The organism is Pseudoflavonifractor sp. (genome assembly GCF_050943825.1).
GTDB lineage: Bacteria > Bacillota > Clostridia > Oscillospirales > Oscillospiraceae > Pseudoflavonifractor.
In genome coordinates, this window is the sequence record NZ_JBMNPX010000008.1 from 40,848 (window position 1) to 60,185 (window position 19,338).

At 58.8% G+C, this 19,338-nt stretch carries 25 protein-coding genes; 8 read left to right on the forward strand and 17 right to left on the reverse strand.

The genetic code is table 11. The features are described from left to right. Positions 1 to 5 precede the first annotated feature (5 nt). Together ACOX7T_RS08690 and ACOX7T_RS08695 are read left to right on the forward strand one after the other, a co-directional pair. A complete protein-coding gene (locus ACOX7T_RS08690; RefSeq protein WP_433441840.1) occupies positions 6 to 668 on the forward strand; it encodes a CatB-related O-acetyltransferase in 663 nt (220 codons plus the stop codon). Between the two features lie 89 nt (positions 669 to 757). After that, on the forward strand, positions 758 to 1,414 hold the full coding sequence (locus ACOX7T_RS08695; protein WP_433441842.1) for a vWA domain-containing protein: 657 nt from the start codon (positions 758 to 760) through the stop codon (positions 1,412 to 1,414). A 9-nt stretch (positions 1,415 to 1,423) separates the two neighbouring features. Here the strand turns inward: ACOX7T_RS08695 and ACOX7T_RS08700 are convergent, their stop codons facing one another. Continuing rightward, positions 1,424 to 1,873, reverse strand: a complete 450-nt coding sequence (locus ACOX7T_RS08700) for a helix-turn-helix transcriptional regulator (protein WP_433441844.1) — start codon at positions 1,871 to 1,873, stop codon at positions 1,424 to 1,426. 166 nt (positions 1,874 to 2,039) lie between these two features. Between ACOX7T_RS08700 and ACOX7T_RS08705 the strand changes: the two genes are divergently transcribed. After that, positions 2,040 to 2,255: a hypothetical protein gene (locus ACOX7T_RS08705; protein WP_433441846.1), complete on the forward strand. Its 216-nt coding sequence runs from the start codon at positions 2,040 to 2,042 to the stop codon at positions 2,253 to 2,255. A 19-nt stretch (positions 2,256 to 2,274) separates the two neighbouring features. Here the strand turns inward: ACOX7T_RS08705 and ACOX7T_RS08710 are convergent, their stop codons facing one another. Both ACOX7T_RS08710 and ACOX7T_RS08715 read right to left on the reverse strand, forming a co-directional pair. Continuing rightward, positions 2,275 to 2,775, reverse strand: coding sequence for a DUF6933 domain-containing protein (locus ACOX7T_RS08710; RefSeq protein ID WP_433441847.1), 501 nt, complete (start codon positions 2,773 to 2,775; stop codon positions 2,275 to 2,277). Further along, on the reverse strand, positions 2,775 to 3,233 hold the full coding sequence (locus ACOX7T_RS08715) for a metallophosphoesterase family protein (RefSeq protein ID WP_433441849.1): 459 nt from the start codon (positions 3,231 to 3,233) through the stop codon (positions 2,775 to 2,777). Before ACOX7T_RS08715 ends, ACOX7T_RS08710 begins: the two co-directional genes overlap by 1 nt. 129 nt (positions 3,234 to 3,362) lie before the next feature. Here ACOX7T_RS08715 and ACOX7T_RS08720 point away from each other — a divergent pair, with 129 nt between their 5' ends. Then, the gene (locus ACOX7T_RS08720) at positions 3,363 to 4,121 is read left to right on the forward strand and encodes a MerR family transcriptional regulator (RefSeq protein WP_433441850.1); all 759 of its coding nucleotides are present in this window, start codon (positions 3,363 to 3,365) and stop codon (positions 4,119 to 4,121) included. A gap of 53 nt (positions 4,122 to 4,174) precedes the next feature. On the opposite strand, the gene ACOX7T_RS08725 is transcribed toward ACOX7T_RS08720, so the two are convergent. The 13 genes from ACOX7T_RS08725 to ACOX7T_RS08785 form a co-directional block, all read right to left on the reverse strand. Next, positions 4,175 to 4,879 carry an SDR family oxidoreductase gene (locus ACOX7T_RS08725; RefSeq protein ID WP_433441852.1) on the reverse strand — a complete coding sequence of 235 codons (705 nt, stop codon included), beginning with the start codon at positions 4,877 to 4,879 and terminating at the stop codon, positions 4,175 to 4,177. 12 nt (positions 4,880 to 4,891) lie between these two features. Then, the gene (locus ACOX7T_RS08730; RefSeq protein WP_433441854.1) at positions 4,892 to 5,206 is read right to left on the reverse strand and encodes a TIGR04076 family protein; all 315 of its coding nucleotides are present in this window, start codon (positions 5,204 to 5,206) and stop codon (positions 4,892 to 4,894) included. Next, entirely contained in the window at positions 5,203 to 5,613 is a 411-nt protein-coding gene (locus ACOX7T_RS08735; protein WP_433441856.1) for a peptide deformylase, read from the reverse strand. The genes ACOX7T_RS08730 and ACOX7T_RS08735 overlap by 4 nt, the downstream gene beginning before the upstream one ends. Beyond that, positions 5,610 to 6,182 (reverse strand): SGNH/GDSL hydrolase family protein, encoded by a 573-nt coding sequence (locus tag ACOX7T_RS08740; protein WP_433441858.1) that lies wholly within the window; start codon positions 6,180 to 6,182, stop codon positions 5,610 to 5,612. Before ACOX7T_RS08740 ends, ACOX7T_RS08735 begins: the two co-directional genes overlap by 4 nt. A gap of 166 nt (positions 6,183 to 6,348) precedes the next feature. After that, a complete protein-coding gene (locus tag ACOX7T_RS08745) occupies positions 6,349 to 6,519 on the reverse strand; it encodes a hypothetical protein (RefSeq protein WP_433441860.1) in 171 nt (56 codons plus the stop codon). An 18-nt stretch (positions 6,520 to 6,537) separates the two neighbouring features. Then, complete coding sequence (gene mgtA, locus ACOX7T_RS08750; protein ID WP_433441862.1) at positions 6,538 to 9,303, reverse strand: magnesium-translocating P-type ATPase; 2,766 nt, start codon at positions 9,301 to 9,303, stop codon at positions 6,538 to 6,540. Positions 9,304 to 9,505: 202 nt separating this feature from the next. After that, a complete protein-coding gene (locus ACOX7T_RS08755) occupies positions 9,506 to 10,000 on the reverse strand; it encodes a winged helix-turn-helix domain-containing protein (protein WP_433441864.1) in 495 nt (164 codons plus the stop codon). A 17-nt stretch (positions 10,001 to 10,017) separates the two neighbouring features. Beyond that, the gene (gene mgtA, locus ACOX7T_RS08760) at positions 10,018 to 12,672 is read right to left on the reverse strand and encodes a magnesium-translocating P-type ATPase (protein WP_433441866.1); all 2,655 of its coding nucleotides are present in this window, start codon (positions 12,670 to 12,672) and stop codon (positions 10,018 to 10,020) included. A gap of 156 nt (positions 12,673 to 12,828) precedes the next feature. Then, positions 12,829 to 13,293: a GNAT family N-acetyltransferase gene (locus ACOX7T_RS08765; protein WP_433441868.1), complete on the reverse strand. Its 465-nt coding sequence runs from the start codon at positions 13,291 to 13,293 to the stop codon at positions 12,829 to 12,831. Positions 13,294 to 13,308: 15 nt separating this feature from the next. Continuing rightward, positions 13,309 to 13,863, reverse strand: coding sequence for a DUF3795 domain-containing protein (locus ACOX7T_RS08770; protein ID WP_433441869.1), 555 nt, complete (start codon positions 13,861 to 13,863; stop codon positions 13,309 to 13,311). Further along, complete coding sequence (locus ACOX7T_RS08775) at positions 13,860 to 14,495, reverse strand: GyrI-like domain-containing protein (protein ID WP_433441871.1); 636 nt, start codon at positions 14,493 to 14,495, stop codon at positions 13,860 to 13,862. The genes ACOX7T_RS08770 and ACOX7T_RS08775 overlap by 4 nt, the downstream gene beginning before the upstream one ends. A 2-nt stretch (positions 14,496 to 14,497) precedes the next feature. Beyond that, positions 14,498 to 14,821, reverse strand: coding sequence for a TfoX/Sxy family protein (locus ACOX7T_RS08780; protein WP_433441873.1), 324 nt, complete (start codon positions 14,819 to 14,821; stop codon positions 14,498 to 14,500). 1 nt (position 14,822) lies between these two features. Then, on the reverse strand, positions 14,823 to 15,731 hold the full coding sequence (locus tag ACOX7T_RS08785) for a helix-turn-helix transcriptional regulator (RefSeq protein ID WP_433441875.1): 909 nt from the start codon (positions 15,729 to 15,731) through the stop codon (positions 14,823 to 14,825). 127 nt (positions 15,732 to 15,858) lie between these two features. On the opposite strand from ACOX7T_RS08785, the gene ACOX7T_RS08790 reads away from it, so the two are divergent. Genes ACOX7T_RS08790 through ACOX7T_RS08800 form a run of 3 tightly spaced genes read left to right on the forward strand, consistent with a single transcriptional unit; the run spans position 15,859 to position 17,598 of the window. Continuing rightward, entirely contained in the window at positions 15,859 to 16,389 is a 531-nt protein-coding gene (locus tag ACOX7T_RS08790) for a dihydrofolate reductase family protein (RefSeq protein ID WP_433441877.1), read from the forward strand. 6 nt (positions 16,390 to 16,395) lie between these two features. After that, positions 16,396 to 17,145, forward strand: coding sequence for a GNAT family N-acetyltransferase (locus ACOX7T_RS08795; protein WP_433441879.1), 750 nt, complete (start codon positions 16,396 to 16,398; stop codon positions 17,143 to 17,145). Between the two features lie 9 nt (positions 17,146 to 17,154). Further along, positions 17,155 to 17,598: a GNAT family N-acetyltransferase gene (locus ACOX7T_RS08800; protein WP_433441881.1), complete on the forward strand. Its 444-nt coding sequence runs from the start codon at positions 17,155 to 17,157 to the stop codon at positions 17,596 to 17,598. Between the two features lie 53 nt (positions 17,599 to 17,651). On the opposite strand, the gene ACOX7T_RS08805 is transcribed toward ACOX7T_RS08800, so the two are convergent. Continuing rightward, positions 17,652 to 18,128 (reverse strand): flavodoxin, encoded by a 477-nt coding sequence (locus ACOX7T_RS08805; protein ID WP_433441883.1) that lies wholly within the window; start codon positions 18,126 to 18,128, stop codon positions 17,652 to 17,654. Positions 18,129 to 18,275: 147 nt separating this feature from the next. On the opposite strand from ACOX7T_RS08805, the gene ACOX7T_RS08810 reads away from it, so the two are divergent. Next, positions 18,276 to 19,154, forward strand: coding sequence for a LysR family transcriptional regulator (locus ACOX7T_RS08810; RefSeq protein ID WP_433441885.1), 879 nt, complete (start codon positions 18,276 to 18,278; stop codon positions 19,152 to 19,154). The last annotated feature ends 184 nt before the right edge of the window (positions 19,155 to 19,338 follow it).

Genomic DNA, 19,338 nt, shown 5'->3' on the forward strand with positions numbered 1-19,338 from the left:
TTATTATGCATCAGATACCTGACCCTAATCAGGTCTTTCCCAACGAATATAAAACCTCCTGCTTTATCAAAAATGTGGTCAAGGCGCCCAATATCTCCATTGGGGATTACACCTATTACGACGATGCTGCGGACCCCACCGGATTCGAAAAGAACAATGTGCTCTTCAACTATCCGGAGTTTGGGGACCATCTCATCATCGGGAAATTCTGCGCCATCGCCTCTGGGACAAAGTTCATCATGGGGCCTGCCAACCACCGCATCAGCAGTGTCACGACCTATCCATTCCATGTGTTCGGCGGAGCGTGGCAGGAGAACACCCCGCCCCATCTGGACCAGCTCCCCCGAAAAGGCGATATTGTGATTGGCAACGATGTCTGGATTGGGCGGGAGTGCGTCATCATGCCGGGCGTCAAGATTGGTGACGGCGCCATTGTGGCCGCCTATTCCGTGGTAGCAAAGGATATTCCTCCCTACACAGTGTTTGGAGGCAACCCGGCCAGGTTCATCAAGCAGCGCTTTGATGAAGAGCTGACCGGACTGCTGCTGCAATTTGGCTGGTGGGATTTGGAGCCGGAGGCACTGGTGGAGGTTCTGCCTCTGCTGTGTGATCCGGACCTGGAAAAGGTGAAGAAGGAGCTCAAAGCAAGGCTCACAGAACCCAAATAAGTTTGTCGCCTGCCAGGCGACCAAACGAAAGCAAAATCCCCCTATACTGTGCCTGTAAGTCAGACAGCACAGAATAGGGGGATTTATTTATGAAAAAGAATTTGACCGAGCTGGTATTCATCCTGGACCGCAGCGGCTCCATGGAGGGGCTGGAGAGGGACACTATCGGCGGTTTCAACTCCATGCTGAACAAGCAGAAGAAGACGCCGGGCGAGGCCTTTGTCTCCACCATCCTTTTCGACGACCGGACCGAGGTGCTCCACGACCGTGTACGGGTGGGTGAGGTTCAGCCCATCACCGACAAAGAGTACTATGTCCGGGGCTGCACCGCTCTGCTGGACGCAATCGGCGGAGCCATCCACCACATCGGGAACATCCACAAGTATGCCAGGCCCGAGGACGTGCCGGAGCACACCCTCTTTGTCATCACCACCGACGGCATGGAGAACGCCAGCCGCCGCTATTCGGCTCAGCGGGTGAAGGAGATGATCCAGCGCCAGAAGGAGAAATACGGCTGGGAGTTTCTCTTCCTGGGGGCCAACATTGACGCGGTGGAGACGGCGGGGAGCCTGGGCATCGCTCCCGACCGGGCGGTGAACTACCACTGTGACAGTGCGGGTACCCGCCTTAACTATGAGGTGGTGAGCGACGCCGTGGCTGCTGTCCGGTGCAGCGCGCCTCTGGACGAGCACTGGAAGGACGCCATCGAGGAGGACTTCCGCAATCGTCAGGGCGACCGCCGCTGACGGAAGGGCTCACATCTGCCCCTTCCATACCCGGGCCAGAATGTCCTTGAGCACCAGCAGGGCGTCGGTGTTGTTGTAGCCGTAGTCCACCCGCAGCTGGGTGAGCATCTCCCGCAGGGTGGGGGCGTAGTCATTGATACGCACAGTCTTGTGGTAGGTGGCCAGCACGGGGTACTTCTTGCTCCACACCTTGTTCCAGTCGATCCGGGCCTGGGCCTCCTCGCTGACGCTCTCAATCATCTGCTGGGCCTGCTGCTCGTCAAAGTCGTACTCAATGAGCTCGTCCAGGGTCATATTGTAGAGCATGGCCAGCCCCTTGGACTGACGGATGTCGGGCAAGGTCTCATTGGTTTCCCATTTGGAGATGGTCTGGCGGCTGACTCCCAGCTTTTCGGCCACATTCTCCTGAGAGAGACCGCTCTTTTTCCGGGCGTGATACAGGCTGCTTCCCAAACTCATGGCGTTTTCCTCCTGAAGTATCATTTCTGCGTCTCAGTATACCGTCCGGGCGGCAAAAAATCTACCAAGGAAAGCTGCCACTTTCGCCCGGTTTCCTGACATACCCTCCTGTGATGTGCTATACTGGAGAGCATCAGACCGTGATATCTGTTTTCAGGAGGCAAGCATGACCTATTCCGAAGAAGAGCTGCTGGAGGCCAAGCGGCAGATTGACTCCACTCTGCACAAGCTGCGTGAGACCGTCAAGACCCTGGAGAGGAAGGAAAACCCTGCCCGCTGCCGCGCCCAGATCACCCTGGCCGAGCGCCGTATCCAGGCCTTTACCATTGCCGTCTCCCTCATCGAGGGAGAGCTGGAGAAGCTGTCCGCAGCCTCGTCCTGAGCGGGGTTCCGGAGGCGTCTTACTTCAATACTGCGGTTATCCGCTCCAGCCCCATCCCCAGCCCTTCAAAGCCCACGCACCGGCTGGGGCGGGTGTTGACGGCGTGGTCCAGCAGAGGCTGGAGCTGGCTGTCGGTGTCCAGACACAAATCCAGGGTAAGCACATCCTCCCACGCCCGGTTGAGAAAGGCCACCTCACGGCGGCCGTGGGTGCGGGTAATTTCCATACGGCCTGCCTGATGGAGATATTCCTCCACCTGATTTGGGGCAAATCCGGCTGCGGTGAGGCTGTCAATCAGCCCCTCCCGGAACAGTCCGGGAATGTCCTTCCACTGGAGGGGAGATACGTCATAGCGCACGAAGGTGTACCGGCTGTGACAGTGGACGGCCAGCAGGCACCTGCAACCCCGCAGGCCGATGACATGGAGATCCCAGCAGAAACGCCGGTCCGGCTCTGTGCCGTAGGCCGGCGTTTTCGCTTTCAGAAACCGCTGGAGGGGAAAGGTCAGGCCCAGTTCCATCACTTCACCTCGTGGGGAATGGTGATTTTCTCCACATGGAGCTTTCCGTCTGTCAGCTCCGCCGCCATCATGGTAATCTCCTGGTGGAACCGCCTGGGACCGCAGGAGCCGGGATTGAGCCACAAAATGCCGCCCCTCTCCTCCTGCATATACTTGTGGGAGTGGCCGAACACTACCACATCCACTCCGGAGAGGTCCACCGGGACCTCCTTCCTGTTGTGGACCATGTAAAAGGTCACGCCGTCCAGAGTAACGGTGAGGTCGTGGGGGATGTCCTCCGCCCACTCCTTGTCGTTGTTGCCCCGGACGATGTAGACCGGGGCGTATTTCCGCAGCTCGTCCACAATACTCTGCTTGTTGATGTCGCCGCCGTGGAGAATGACGTCGGCATTTTTCAGATATTCCGTCACCTCCGGCCGCAGCAGGCCGTGGGTGTCAGAGAGAATGGCAAGTTTCATGGAGTGATTTTCCTTCCCGTCTGTGTTGCCCCCAGTATACCAGATTTTCCGGCCCATCAAAAGAAATATATTTTCCCCTTGACTTTGACGCTCCGTCAACTGCTACACTGTCCGTAAGGAGGGATTTTCATGGAGTATTCCATTCAGGAGCTGTCGCGCCTGTCCGGGGTGACCACCCGCACCCTGCGCTGGTACGACCAGATTGGCCTGCTGAAGCCCAGCCGTGTGGCGGAGAGTGGCTACCGCTACTACGGCGGCGCGGAGGTGGACCGGCTGCAGGACATTCTCTATTACCGGGCCCTCGGGGTGGAGCTGGCCCAAATCAAGGAATGTCTGGACGATCCCTCCTTTGACCGTCTGGCCGCCCTGCGGACCCATCTGACAGCCCTGGAGGCGGAGCGGGAGCGGCTGGAGAAGCTGATCCGGTCGGTGAAAGACACCATCGGAGCGGAAGAGAGGAATGAAATCATGAGCGACGAGCAGAAATTTGAAGCATTCAAGAAGCGGGCCGTGGCGCATAACGAGGAGACCTATGGGGCGGAAATCCGCGCCAAGTACGGCGACAAAGAGGTGGACGAGGCCAACGCCGCGGTGATGAATTTGACCCAGGAGCAGTACCGGGAGTGGACCGACCTGGGCCGGGAGATTCAGGAGCGGCTGGAGGCGGCGGTTCAGGCCGGATTGTCCCCGGAGGGGGAGGAGGGAAAGGAGATTGCTGCCCTCCACCGCCGGTGGCTCACCATCACCGGGAACCGGTACGACCCGGCCAGACACCGGGGGATTGCCGAGCTCTATGTGATGGATGAGCGGTTTACCGCCTACTATGACAAACACACTCCCGGCTGCGCACGCTTCCTGCGGGACGCCGTGGCCCACTGGGTAAACTGAAACAAGACCGCCTGGGCAGTGAGCCCAGGCGGTCTTGTGTTTTATAAACGGTCTCAGCCCTGCAGCGTCCAGCCGCAGTCGTTGTGGTAGATCATCTGGCGGGTCATGCCGCCGTCAATGCAGAGGTTCTCGCCGGTGATGAAGCCCGCCTTGTCCGAGCAGAGGTAGAGCACCATATTGGCGATGTCCATGGGATTGCCCACCCGTCCGGCGGGCTGCTGGACGGCATCGGGGCCCTCATAGACGGTGTAATCGGTGTCAATCCAGCCGGGGGAGATGGAGTTGACCCGAACCCTGCCGCTGAAGCTCACCGCCAGAGCGTGGGTCAGGGCGGAGATACCGCCCTTGGCCGCTGTGTAGCTCTCGGTCTGGGGCTGGCTCATCCGGTCCCGGGAGGAGGAGATGTTCACGATGGCGGCCCCGGGGGCAAAGTGGGGCGCGAACAGCTTGGCGAGGTAAAAGGGCGCGGTGACGCCCACCCGCAGGGCATAGTTGAACTCCTCATAGGTGCATTCGTCGATGCCCTTCATCAGGGGCAGGGCGTTGTTGACCAGAAAGTCCACATGACCACAGTCGTCGATGACCTTGCGGGCGAAGTCCTCCAGGACCGTCTGGTCGGCCAGATCGCCCACATAGTAGTCATTGGGCAGCAGGTCAATGACGCATACCCTGGCGCCCTCCCTGCGGAACTCCTCCGCAATGGCCTTGCCGATACCCCTTGCGCCGCCGGTGACCACGGCAACCTTATTTTCAAACATGGCGTGTCCTCCTCAGTCCGCGTCCTCGTCCAGCGCCTCCACCAGAAAGCTCACCGGCCGGAATCCGTCATTGCAGGAGAGCATGGCGGACCTGGGATTTTTCATCCAGCCGTCGTAGAAATTCTCTCCGCCGTGGCTCAGGGCCAGCACAAAGGGGGAGAGGGTGTCCCAGGCGCTCTGGCAGAAGCCCTCGGGCCGCTCCCAGCCGTTGGCGATGAAGACCTGTCCCTCTCTCATGTCGCAGGCGTGGGAGATGGGATTCTCATATTGGGCCATCAGGTCCTGGTATTGGGTGATGCGCATGACGGTGATTTTACATTTCTTCATATGATGATGCCCTCGCAGTGGTCCAGTTCATGCTGGATAATCTGGGCTGTCCAGCCGGTGAAGGTTTTCAGCCGCTCCTGGAAATGCTCGTTCTGCCAGCGGACCTTGATGGACTGCCACCGCTTGGCGGGACGGATACCGGTGAGGGAGAGGCAGCCCTCCTCCGCGTCGTAGGGACCGGATTTTTTTATAATCTCCGGGTTGAACATGACCATGTAGGTGCCCTCGTTGTCAAAGGCGATGATGCGTTTGTTCACGCCGATCATGTTGGCCGCCATGCCCACACAGCCGTCCTTGTGGTGCTCCAGTGTCTCCAGCAGGTCGGCGGCAATCTGAATATCATCCGGCGTGGCAGGCTCCGCCTTTTGGGCCAGAAAGGCCTCGTCTTTGCAGATATCTCGAATCATAGCTGTCTCTCCTTGTGCGCTTGAATGACCGCCGCAATGGTCTGAGCCGCAATGCGGGAGCCCGGTTCGTTGGGGTGGACGCCGTCAGGGGCGTAGAGGTCCTGGATATCGGACAACTCATAAAACCGCTGCCCCACATCGGCGATAAGGGCGTGGTTTTCCTGAGCGGCTCTGTGGTACGCCTCGGACATGCTGCGGGCCATCTCGTCATAGTCCCAGCCCTTGGCCGCCAGCTTGTCCCCGCCTTTTTGGTAGGCCCAGGTGGCGTAGAGAACGGGGACAGCTCCGTTTTTCTGAATCTGCTCACAGAGCAGTTTCACGCTGGAAAAGAAGCTTTTTGGGGTGGTTATGGGCCCGTGGCTCATCTCCTGGAGCACTACATAGTCCCAGTGTTCGTTTTCCAGTGCCGCCTGCGTCTGTGCGCCCAGCTTGGTGCTGGGATTCAGGTGCTCGGACAGCCGGGCTCCGCCCCGGGTGTGGTGGACTACTTCCGCGCCGGTCAGACCGGCCAGCATCTGGGGCAGATTGTTGGTGAAGGTGAAGCTGTTACCCAGCATCAGGATTCGCATGGTAACACCCCTTCCTCTTTCGCGTGTTACCGGCATTATAGCACAGCGGCGGAGGAAATACCACCGGAACAGCCCCAGGCATAGAGCCCGGAAACAGCGAAAAGGCCGCTGACTGGCGTGTGGAAGTCCAGTCAGCGGCCTTGATGTTGGTGTGGGTCAGTATTTTTTATTTGCTGCCAGATGCGTCATGTCCCGTTTTGGGCTTCATGCCCCAGAACACCACGTTCATCACAATCACGATGAGCAAGACGGCGGACATGGCCACCCAGAAGCCCATATCAATCCCAAACAGGGAAGTGCGGCCGAACAAATCCATCCACAGCTTGGACCAGGTCATACAAAATTCCTCCTGTCGTCAGAGTAGTTCGCCGTAGTGGCGTACATAGGCTTTTTTCAGGCTGGTTGCCAGCACCATATAGAGCAGGATGCAGGGGATGAGGTAGGCGAAATAGGCGGCGGGCAGGGCGACGAAGCCGAGCACGGCGCCGAAGGGGGTAAAGGGGATGATGGTGAGCACGGCGATGCCGGTCAGTGTGAGCAGGGTCAGGGGAGCGGAGGCTCTGCTCTGGAGGAAGGGCAGTTTGGGGGTGCGGATCATGTGGATGACCAGGGTCTGGCTCCACATGGATTCCACAAACCAGCCTGCCTGGAAGAGACCGATATACTTTGCCTGCATCAGGGCCAACTCCGCGCCGCTGAAATGGGAGGCCAGGTCGTTGAAGAGCACGCCGCCGGAGACAAACATGGGGCAGAAGATAAAGTACATGAAGAGATAGGTGGTAAAGTCAAAGATGGAGCTGGTGGGCCCCAGCCAGAGCATGAAGTTGCCTACGCTGGAGGCGTCCCACTTCCGGGGCTTGGAAATGAACTCCTCGTCCACATTGTCCCAGGGAATGGCGGTGCAGGACAGGTCGTAAATCAGGTTGAGAAAAATGAGGTGCACGCTCATCATGGGCAGGAAGGGGAGCAGGGCAGAGGCGGCCAGCACCGAGAACATGTTGCCGAAGTTGGAGGAGGCGGTCATCTTGATGTACTTGATCATGTTGGCGTAGGTCTTGCGGCCCTCAATGATGCCCTGCTCCAGCACCATCAGGTCCTTCTCCAGCAGGATGATATCCGCCGACTCCTTGGCCACATCCACTGCGGTGTCCACCGAGATGCCGATGTCAGCGGCCTTCATGGCGGCGGCGTCGTTGATGCCGTCCCCCATAAAGCCCACAGTGTGCCCGTTTTCCCGCAGTACCGATACCACCCGTGCCTTCTGGTCGGGGGTGAGCTTGGCAAACACATCGGTGGATTCGGCGGCTCTTGCCAGCTCCTCGTCGCTCATGGCATCCAGGTCGGAGCCCAGCAGCATGTTGCGCACCTTCAGACCCACCTGCTTGCAGATGGTGCGGGTTACCTTGTCATTGTCGCCGGTGAGAATCTTGGTGGTCACGCCGTGGCGCCGGAGGGCCCGGATGGCGTCGGCAGTGGACTCCTTGGGCGGGTCCAGGAAGGCCAGGTAGCCGATGAGCACCATGTCCCGCTCGTCCTTCACACCGAAGGCCCCCACAGGAGAGGGGTTGCTCTTCTGGGCGATGCCCAGCACCCGGAAGCCCTTGTTGTTGAGTTCGTCCACGGTCTGAAGAATCCGCTGGCGCACATGCTCCGTCAGGGGCTGGACCTCACCGTCGCACTCGGCAAAGGAGCAGATGGAGAGCATCTCCTCCACAGCGCCCTTGGTCACCATCTGGGTTTTTCCGGACTTGTCCTGCACCACGGTACTCAGCCGCCGGCGGGCAAAGTCGAAGGGAATCTCGTCCACCTTCACATAGTGCTCCGACAGGTCCACCAGCCGGGGATCCTCCGCCTCGGCTTCCTCCGTCTTGCGGATGATGGCCAGGTCCATCAGGTTCTTGTAGCCGGTCTGGAAATAGCTGTTGAGATAGGCGTGGCGCAGCACACGGGTGTCATCCTCGCCGTTTATGTTGAGGTGGTACTCCAGCACCACCTGGTCCTGGGTCAGGGTTCCGGTCTTGTCGGTGCACAGAATGTCGATGGCGCCGAAGTTCTGGATGGAGTTGAGGTTTTTGACAATGGTCTTCTTCTTGCTCATGGACACCGCGCCCTTGGCCAGGCAGGTGGTCACAATCATGGGCAGCATCTCAGGGGTCAGGCCCACAGCGATGGAGATGCCGAAGAGGAAGGCGTCCAGCCAGTCGCCCTTGGTGAGGCCGTTGATGAAGAAGACCAGGGGGACCATCACCAGCATGAAGCGGATGAGCACCCAGGAGACGGCGTTTACGCCCTTGGTGAAGCTGGTCTCCACCGCCTCACCCGCCACCGAGGAGGCCATGGAGCCGAAGAGGGTGCTGTCTCCCACGCAGACCGCCACGGCCACGGCGCTGCCCGAGACCACGCTGCTGCCCATAAAGGCGATGTTGGTGTAATCGGTCACGCTCTCTTTCTGCGGGTTTGCCTGGGGCTGCTTCTCCACCGGCTCGCTCTCGCCGGTGAGGCTGGCCTGGCTGACAAACAGGTCCTTGGCCTCCAGAATACGCACATCGGCGGGAATCATATCTCCGGCAGACAGGTGGACAATGTCGCCCACCACCAGCTCGTCCATGGGGATTTCCACCTTTTCCTGGCCCTTGCGGGTGACCGTGCAGGTGGTAGTGATCATGGCCAGCAGCTTCTCCGCCGCGCTGCCGCTTCTGGACTCCTGGACGAAGCGGAGCGTGCCCGAGATGATGACCATGGTCAGGATGATGACCACCGTCAGACAGTCAAAGTCCTCCGGCGTGCTGCCGAAGAGGGAGAGGGTGGGAAAGACCATGTCCGTCATGGTGGAGACCAGGGCCAGGCAGAGCAGGATGGCGGTAAAGGGGTTGACAAACGCGCCGGCCAGCCGCCTGGGCAGGGATTTTTTCTTCTCGTGGGTCACCTTGTTGCTGCCGTATTTGGCGCGGCTGGCGGTGACGGCCTCCGGGTCAAGGCCGCTCAGCGGAGCATGAAGCTCTCTGAGAAGGGTGGTGACCGAGGCGGCTGCCGCGTCCTGAATGCGGCGGTTGTGTTCATCGCGGAGTGCAGCCTGCTGGGCTGCCTGATGCGCCAAACGGCGATTCTCTTTCTTGTTCATGGTTTTATACCTCCTTGCGTGTGTTCAAGGCGATACAGCCGCCGGGGAGATGGAACTCCACGGGCTGTATACGTTGAGGACTGCTGTCGGAATCCATGTCGTTCCCTCCCTCCTTGCGTCCTGAATGAGTATAAAAAAACCGCAAGAAAAATCACATGGCAGAAACCTTGCGATTTTCTTGCGATTTGGTAAGAATTTAAGATTACAGCTTGTCGCTGAATTTGTACCCGATGCCCCAGATGGTCAGGATATACTGGGGTGCGTCGGGATTCGGCTCGATTTTCTTCCGCAGCTTTCGGATGAAGGCCATAATGTTGCTGTCATCCAGCAGGTAGTCGCTCTCCCACACGGCCTGGTAAATCTGCTCCTTGGTGAACACCTCGCCCCGGTTGCGGGCCAGGAAGCACAGAATATCAAATTCCTTCGGGGTCAGGGAGATTTCCGTGCCGTCCCGGCTGACTCTGCGCAGTCTGAAGTCGATGGAGAGGCTGCCGCAGCGGAGGGTGTCCTCCCCTGCGGCCTCATGGGCCCCCTCTCCCAGCTCCAGCATCAGGGACTCCGCGCTGCCGTTCATCAGGTCTCCCAGCCCTTCCAGCAGCTCCTGGGCGGCGGGGGAGGGGGGAGCGGTGCGGAGCGCGTTGGAAAGCCAGCCTGCAAGGGAGAAATCCAGCGTGATAAATCCGATGTGTTTTTTCATCACAGATTCCTCCTCTCTTACAGCAGCTCACGCCAGCGGCGGATGTACCGGCCTTTGGCCAGGGTGACCAGGAGCAGGTACAGCGAGACAACAAGGGCCAGAAAGCCGAAATAGACGGGCGGCAGGGGGGTAAGCCCCAGGGGGCTGCCGGCCGGGGTAAAGGTCAGAACGGTAAAGAACAGGGTGCCCAGCAGAGCGACCAGCATCACCGGTCTGGAGGGCCTGCTCTGCAGCAGCGGTATTCTGGGTGTGCGCAGCAGGTGCAGAATCAGCACCTGGGTCCACATGGATTCCAGGAACCAGCCGGTCTGGAAGAGGGCGATAAAGCGCAGCGCTTCCCCACTGCCGGCCAGAGAGGCAAAGCTTCCGCCGCACACCGAGGGACATAGGACAAAGAACAGGTAGGAAAAGGTGAGAATGTCGAAGAAGGAGCTGATGGGGCCGAAAAAGCGCATGAAGCGGCCCAGGGTTCTGCCGGACCACTCCAGCGGCCGGGCGCAGATCTCCTCGTCCACATGGTCCCAGGGCAGAACAAGGCACAGGATATCATAGAGGAGATTCAGCAGCAGGAGCTGCAGAGAGGTCATGGGGAAAAAGGGAAGGAATACGCTGGCGACCACAATGGAGAGGATGTTGCCGAAATTGGATGAGGCCGTAATTTTGATGTACTTGGACACGTTGGCAAAGGATCTCCGACCCTCGTGGATGCCCTCCTCCAGCACATTCAGGTCCTTTTTCAGCAGGATTACATCCGCACCCTCCTTGACGGCCTCCGCCGCAGTGTCCACGGATATGCCCACATCCGCCTCCACGATGGCAGGCAGGTCGTTCATGCCGTCCCCCAGAAAGCCCACGGTATGCCCGTTGGCCCACAGAAGCTGGACAACCTGCACCTTCTGCCTGGGAGACAGTTCCGCAAACAGGGTGGTGTGCTCGACTTTGATGGGAAGCTCGTCGTCACTGAGCTGCTCCAGCTCTCTGCCGGTCAGGGTTTGGGCGGTGTCAATGCCCAGCCTCCGGCACACAGAGACCGCGATATCCCGGTGATCGCCGGTCAGCACCCGCACCCCCACATGGAGCTTCTGCAATTTTTGGATGGCTCCGGCGGCGCTCTCCTTGGGCGCGTCAAAAAAGGCCAGGTATCCCAGCAGGATAAAGTCGTGCTCGTCCGCCTGGGACAGCGTCGCCTCTTTCAGCGGCTTATAGGCCACGGCCAGCACCTTCATCCCGTCCTCCAGCATCTCGTCCACAATGGCGCGGACACTCTCCGCGCCGTCGCCGGAGAACGCATGGCGCTGGCCCTTGTACTCCACGCTGCTGCACCGGCGGCATACCTCGTCAATGCTGCCCTTGATGATCAGCAGGTTTTCCTCCTCATGCCGGACCAGAACGCTGGCAAACCGCCGCTCGTAGTCAAAGGGCAGCTCGTCCAGCTTTTGGTGGTGGGCAGCCAGCTCCTGAAAATACCTCTCATGGCCCGGCATCTCACGGCACTGCAGAAGGGCGCTGTCCAGATGATTTTTAACCCCGGTGTGATAGAGACTGTTCAGATAGGAGAAATCCAGAACCTTCTGGCTCTCATTGCCCAGAATATCCATGTAATATTCCAGCGTGATTTTGTCTCCGGTCAGGGTGCCGGTCTTGTCCACACACAGCACGTCCATACTGCCGAAGCCCTGCATGGCGTTAATATTTTTCACCACGGTCTGCTTTTTTCCCATGGCTGCGCTGCCCTTGGCCAGACAGGCGTTGATGACCATGGGGAGCATCTCCGGCGTCAGGCCCACGGCAACGGACAGCGCGAACAGGAATGCGGAAACCCAGTCGCCCTTTGTCAGGCCGCAGGCAATCAGAACCACCGGGATGAGGACGGCCATAAAGCGGATCAGGACCCACGCAATGGAGTTGGCGCCCTGGTCAAACCTGTTTTTCCGTGAGGACTCCGCCGCTGCAAACCCGCCGTAGACGGTGTCCTCGCCCACGGCCAGGACCACGCCCTCGCCGCTGCCGCCGGTGAGGGCGCAGCCCATGAAAACCAGGTTGCGGTACCCGGCGTAGGACTGTGCCTGGCCTTGAGAGAGGGTGTCGGCGTTCTTTTCCAGGATTGCGCTCTCACCCGTGATGACCGACTGGGAGACGAATAAATCCTTGGCTGCCGTCAGGCGGATATCTGCCGGGACCCGGTCACCGGCGGCCAGACGGACCAGATCGCCCACCACCAGCTCGGTGGAGGACACCCTGACCCATTTTCCGTCTCTTCGCACCAGTACCGTGGAAGCAATCATCCCCGTCAGGCGGTCCGCCACCCGCTTTGCCCGCAGCTCCTGGGTGAACCGTACCGCGCCGCTGATGAGCAGCATACACAGGATAATGACCACCGTGGTAATATTGCGGCTGAAATTAGAGGCCAGCACCACGTCGGTCAAAAAGGAGATGCAGGCCAGCACAAACAAGATGATGGTGAACGGGTTGAGAAAAGCCCGTCCCAGGCGATAGAGCACCGTATCCGAGGCACGGCCGGACAAGCTGTTTTTTCCATACCGGGCACGACTCTCTTCCACCTGTTCGTCGCTGTAGCCTTGGTCGGAAATGTGAAAATCCCGGAACAGAGTGTCAATGTCCATATATGCGTAATCAAGGACACGCCGATGGGCGATAGAACTTGCTTTCATTGCCTCACCTCCGAAGGGTTTTTCTATCATACCATAGAATTGCCCTGCTGCGTGGAACAAAGTCCTTGCTTTTCTCTTGCTTTCTGCAATGAAAATACAAAAGTGAGCGGGGACGGCGCCATACATGCGCTGTCCCCGCTGCCTGGTTTTCTGTTATTATGCCTGCCCGGTGGCCTGACGTTTCAGAACGAACTCCTGGGCGGGATGGCCGAATTCCTCGGTCAGCCTGCCCTCTGAAAAGCCCAGGTGCTTGTAGAAGGCACGTGCAGCCTGCCCGTTGGGGTCGTCTTCCTGATAGGTGATCAGGGAGATATCTTTGCCATCTTCTATCTGTGTCAGCATAAAGGACACCAGCTTCTGCGCGATGTGCTGTCTCCGGCAGTCTGGGTCCACCGCCAGGAAGCACAGCTCGGCGGGGTCTCTGGAGAACAGCAGAATGCCGGCCATGCGGTCCGCCTCCGCCGCGCAGACGGCAGAGGAATTTTCCATAAAGCCGAGGACGGTGACTCTGTGCTCCTCCATAGCCTCGGTGGTCTCCAGACCGGGAAAGACATCCCGGACCTGTTCCACCAATGCCATCCAGGCGTCAATGTCCTGCGCTTGCGCGAGTCTGATTTCCATAACCGGATTCCTTTCTCAGCTTTTCGGCTTCTTGTTCAGCTTCAGGCTGATATCCAGGCGGTCAGCGGCCGCCTGAAGCAGCTCCACAGCGGCAAGGGCCCGCTCCTTGACGGATTGTTCAGTCAGTTCCGGCCTGCTGCTCAGAGCGGCTATCACAGTGCGCAAGTCCTCCAGGGGCAGAAGGTAGACCGCCGTATTGAAAAGTGTTTTGCGGCGGCCATCGTTGTAGTGGGCCAGAAGTTCATCCAAAATCGCCCGTTTTTCCTCCAGCTGGGCAAGGTATGTTTCCAGTCCCAGCTCCCTGGCCTGGGCGACGTCCTGCTGCCGGTTTCGGTGTGGGACAAAGGAGTCCCCGTCGTCAAAGTCCTCGTAGCGGGAACAGGGGTATTCCGGACATTCCCAGCAGAACTGGACGCCGCCGTGCTCCAGGGAGCACTTGGCAATGGCACAGCTCTGATTGCCTGCTCCGCCGCCGCAGCCGGGACAGTAGCCGCCCAGGTGCATGGAACACAGGGCACAGTTGAGTCCGCACAGGGAGAAACGGGTTTCTGCCCGCGTAAAGCCTTTCATAGTACCCTCCTCACCGGATGCCGAATCACCGTTTTCAGCCGCTCTGGTTTGCACCGCCGCACATCGCTTAAATAAATCTCGTGGTGGAACCGGCTCTCCCCAAAGTCCTCCTCGTACCCCTGGGCCTTGATGTATTCCTCCATGGCGGCCACGGTGGCGGGTTCGTCGTCATAGGGACCGATGTGCATGCACTGGACGCACAGGCCCTCCTCCCAGGGGAAGAACTCTACCGGGGAGAAGTCCTGCTGTTTCTTTTCCGTAGCCTCCCGGATGGCCCAGTCAAAGACCTCTTTCGTCACAAACTCCGGCAGGCGGATGAGGGAAATCCACTGAAAATGCTCTTTATGGGTATAGTCCACTCCGTGGACGCCCTCCTGCCACCACAGGCCCTCCAGAGGCGGCACCACATAGTCAAAATACCCCTCCAGCTTGTGCTTGCCCATCTTGCTCATTTTGATGGTATATGCCACGGCATAGAGCAGCTCCAGGGCCTGCTTGTAGGCCCCATTTTCCTCATTGGGGTTACCCTGGCCACGCACTGCCAGGAAGTGCATGGCGGGTACTGTGACGATGCCCGGCGTCTTGGGCGGCAGATAGAATTCCTTATATTCTTTCTTGTAGTCAAAGGCCATGGTCATTTCCTCCGCGTCTTTTTGGGCTTGTTTCTCAGTGCCTCACAGGTGATGCGAGTCAGCTCTGTCATCAGTTCCCGGTCCTCCACATCCTCCACCAGAAAGGAGTCCCTGGCCCCATCATAGGGCGGGGCCTTGGGCAGGTGAGGGAAGGCCGCTTCTCCCTGCGGGGTGACTTTTACGAAAAACTGGTCGTCACAGATGACGGCGAAGAACACATCGTCGCAGTAAAGGCCGTATTCGCCGAACATCTTCCGGCTGCGGATGGCTCCGGCCTCCCGCAGCTGCTCGGCCACATAGTCCACAAAATCAGCATGAGACGCCATGTCAATTCCTCCTGTAACGGTCGGCCAATGTGTCGGTCAAATCCCTAAGTCGTTCCCGCAGATCTTCTGGCTCAAGCAACTCCGACTTGTCCCCAAAGGTCAGAACCCAGCTGAGCACGCTGTCCGCGTCTGGAAAGCCGCCGGTAAAGCGCAGCCGGCCGTCCGGCTCCACGGTGAAGCGGTCTGCGCCGTACTCCTCCACCAGCCGCCAGCGGCAGGTGGGTTCAAAGAGAACGGTGACCTGATATTTTACCGGAAAGACCCGCTCCGGGTTCAGGTTAGGCAGAGGTACGGAACGAGGGACAAAGAGTTCGCCGGTGGTGAGCTCCGTCATGCGGTTCAGTTTGAACAGGCGGAAATCCTCCCGCATCCGGCACCAGCCCCACACATACCAGGTGGACCAGTGAAACACCAGGTAGTAGGGCTCGACAGTGCGCACCGATTCCTCCTTGGGGGAGAAATAGGTAAAGCAGATGGTATGGTGCTGCTCGATGGCTCCCTGAATGAGCTCGATTTTCGGCGGCAGGCTGGTCTTGTACCAGGAGGAGAGGTCAATGAGCATGTGAGCACCGCCGGGTACCAGCTCGCCTGTTCCGGCGGACAGCTTCTCCATCAGCTGAGCATAGCGGCGGGTACCGCTGACGCTGTCCAGGCTGCGCAGTCCCGCCAGGATGGCCTGCATCTCAGGAGCGGTGAGCACAGTGCGGTCCACCCGGTAGCCCTCCATAATAGAGATGCCGCCGCCTGTGCCCTGGGCGGTGGTGATGGGAATACCCGCACGGCACAGGGACTCGATGTCCCGCTGGATGGTACGGCGGGATACCTCGAACTGTTCCGCCAGCTCCGGGGCGGTGACCTTCTCACACTGGAGCAGGATGGACAGAATGCCAATGAGCCGCTCCATCTTCATAAGCCGCACCGCCTTTCTTGTTTCTTCTGTATTATAGCACAGGAACAGGACAACTGTCTGTCATGTTTCACTTGCCTTGTTTTTTTATATCGCTTGGATATAATAGAGGAAACAAAGGAGAATTGCCATGGGAAAAATTGTGTTGTATCTCGCCATGAGCGTGGATGGTTATATTGCGGACGAGCGGGGCGGCGTGAGCTGGCTGGTAGGCGACGGCAGCGAGCCAGACGCCCCCGGCAGTTACCCGGCATTTTTGGATACGGTGGACGCCATTGTCATGGGTTGGACCACCTATCACCAGCTGGTCACGGAGCTCTCCCCGGACAGCTGGCCCTATGAGGGACGACCCTGTTATGTGGTGACCAACCGGCAGGAAGAGGATCAGAAGGACATTTTCTTCTGGAATGGGGAACTGGCTGCCCTGGCGGACAAGCTGAAAGGGGAGCATGAGGGCAATGTCTGGATCTGCGGCGGCGCATCCGTGGCCGGACAGCTGCTGAAAGAGGGCCGCATCGACAAGCTGTGGCTGTCGCTCATCCCCACAGTGCTTGGCAAGGGCGTGCGGCTGTTCCCGGAACTGTCTCAGGAGCTTCCGCTGAAGCTGGTGGGAACGGAGTATTGGAACGGGATTGTGGATCTGGTGTATGAAAAGCGGTGATAAGCGATGAACGAACAATTTATCAATCTGACAGAAGAAAATCTGGCGCAGGAGCACCTGTGCTGCATTATCCGCAGCAAGAAACCCCATCCCGGAGTAGAAGCCAAGCGGGCCTGGCTCAAAGAGCGGCTGAAAGAAGGGCATGTGTTCCGCAAGCTGGATGCCAAAGGCGTAGTGTTCATTGAATATGCCCCGCTGGAGACTGCCTGGGTACCGGTGGAGGGAGAGAACTATCTCTACATCTACTGCCTGTGGGTCACCGGGGACTTCAAGGGCAAGGGCTACGGCAGGCAGCTGATGGAGTACTGTCTGGCCGACGCCAGGGCCAGGGGCAAATCCGGCGTGTGCATGCTGGGCGCGGAAAAACAGAAGGCCTGGCTCTCGGACCAGGCCTTTGCAGAAAAGTATGGATTTAAAACGGTGGATACCACCCCGGACGGCTACCGGCTGCTGGCCCTTTCCTTTGACGGAACCAAGCCACGCTTTGCAGAGAACGCCAAGCGGCTGGAGACGGAACATCAGGAGCTGACCATCTATTACAGTGCCCAGTGTCCCTACATCCATCAGAGCGTGGAACTGGTGCGCAGGACCTGTCAAGAACTGAAAGCTCCCTATACCCTCATTCCGGTGGATACGCTGGAAAAGGCCAAAGCTTTGCCATGTGTGTTCAACAACTGGGCGGTATTTTATCAGGGAAAGTTCGCGACGGTGAATCTGCTGGATGCCGCTGCGCTGAAGCGGCTTCTGAAAAAGTAAGGTGTGCCCATGGAAATCAGAAAAGTGGAAGCCGATAAAAAGCAATACCTCGATTTGCTCCTGTTGGCGGATGAGCAGGAGAACATGATCGACCGATACCTGGAGCGAGGAACCATGTATGTTCTGGAGGATTGCGGAGTCAAGGCCGAATGCGTGGTAACCGACGAAGGCAGCGGTATCCTGGAACTGAAAAACATCGCCGTAAAGCCAGGCTTTCAGGGCAAAGGCTATGGGAAAGCCCTGGTGGACTTCCTCGTCCAAACCTACATAGGACAGTATACAGTGCTGCAGGTGGGCACCGGGGACAGTCCCTCCACCATCCCGTTTTATGAGTCCTGCGGCTTTCGCAGGCACCACCTGGTCCGGAACTTTTTCACCGACCACTACGACCACCCCATCTACGAGTGCGGGATTCAGCTGGTGGACATGGTGTATCTGCAAAGAGAGATATGAAAAATGTGGAGTGTCCAACAGACACTCCACATTTTTTGCATATCCGGGATGCTTTACAGCTTGAGCCCCTCCGCCCAGGCCTTCAGTTCCGCCTCGTTCAGGCGGCCATTGAGCATCCGGCCATCCACGATTTTGGCGCCGGGGGCGCTGGAGCGCAGTCCGGCCGCCGACTTGCCCAGACCGCTGCCGCCGGAGGTGGCAAAGAGGACGATGGTTTTGCCGGTGAAGTCATAGGACTCCAGAAAGGTGTTGAGAATGGTGGGGGCCACATACCACCACACGGGGAAACCCAGGAAGATCACATCGTGTCCGGCTACCGGGGCGTCGGTGTCGGCCAGAGCGGGACGGGAGCTGGTATCCTTCATCTCAACGCTGGAGCGGGAACCTTTGTCCATCCAGTTCAGGTCGGCGCTGGTGTAGGGAACAGCGGGCTTGATCTCATAGAGGTCTCCGCCCACGGCGCTTGCCAGAGCCTTTGCCGCCTTGGCGGTGGTGCCGGTAGCGGAAAAATAAGCAACCAATGCGTTCATGTGAATAACCTCCTTTTCTGGCTCCATTGTAAATCCCACGCCCAGAAATGTAAAATACCCATTTTCTATTTACAGCTATTCTGTGAAGGCATTTTTATCTTGCGGGAGCGGGACGGGGGTGGTAGGATGAAAAAAGGAGGGATGCCCATGGAGCTTCGTGTTTTGAGATATTTTCTGGCGGTGGCCCGGGAGGAGAACATCACCAAGGCTGCGGCCCTGCTCCATCTGACCCAGCCCACCCTGTCCAGGCAGCTGATGCAGCTGGAGGAGGAGCTGGGGGTACAGCTCTTTCACCGCAGCCGGTACCATATCGTGCTCACCGACGAGGGAATGCTGCTGCGCCGCCGTGCTCAGGAGCTGGTGGACCTGGCGGACAAAACAGCCCGGGAATTTGCCGCCCGGGAGACGGAGCTGATGGGTGAGATCGCCATCGGCGCGGGGGAGAGCCGGAGCATGACCTTCCTCTCCCAGGCCATCCGCACCTTCCGAGAGCGCTACCCCAAGGTTACCTTCCGCATCTTCAGCGCCATCGCCGACGATGTGAAGGAGCGGCTGGACACGGGACTTCTGGACATGGGGCTGCTGACGGAGCCGGTGGATGTGGGCAAATATGCCTTTTGCCGGATGGAGGAGAAGGACCGCTGGGGTGTGCTGGTACGGGAGGATTCCCCCTTGGCTGAGCTGGACGCGGTCACGCCGCAGGATTTGGAATCGGTTCCTCTGCTGGTCAGCGGGCGGGAGAGCGTACAGCAGGAGCTGGCCAGCTGGTTTGGGGACTGTTGGGATCGCCTGCAGATTGCCGCTACCTTCAACCTGATTCTTAACGCTGCCAATATGGTGCGCTGCGGCGTGGGGGCGGCGCTGGGATTTGACCTAAACCTGGCCTTTGATGACCTCCGGTTCCGTCCCCTTTCTCCGGCTATGGAGACGGGAACGGTGCTGGTCTGGAAAAAGGAACAGGCACTGACTCCGGTAGTGGAGGCATTCCACCGGCATATCAAAAATGAGCGGGAGCCTCAGTTTTGACAGCCTCTTTAATCGCAGGCTGCTGGCCGACTGCTACCGGCGGGCCATGGCCAAGCGTATATTGGGGTGGAAGAAACAGACGAATATAAACCGGACGCCAAGTGTGCTTGGCGTCCGGTTTTATTTTTATGTCATCTTAATGTCTGATACGTATTACTAATCATTTCATAGCGCGGCGCATGGT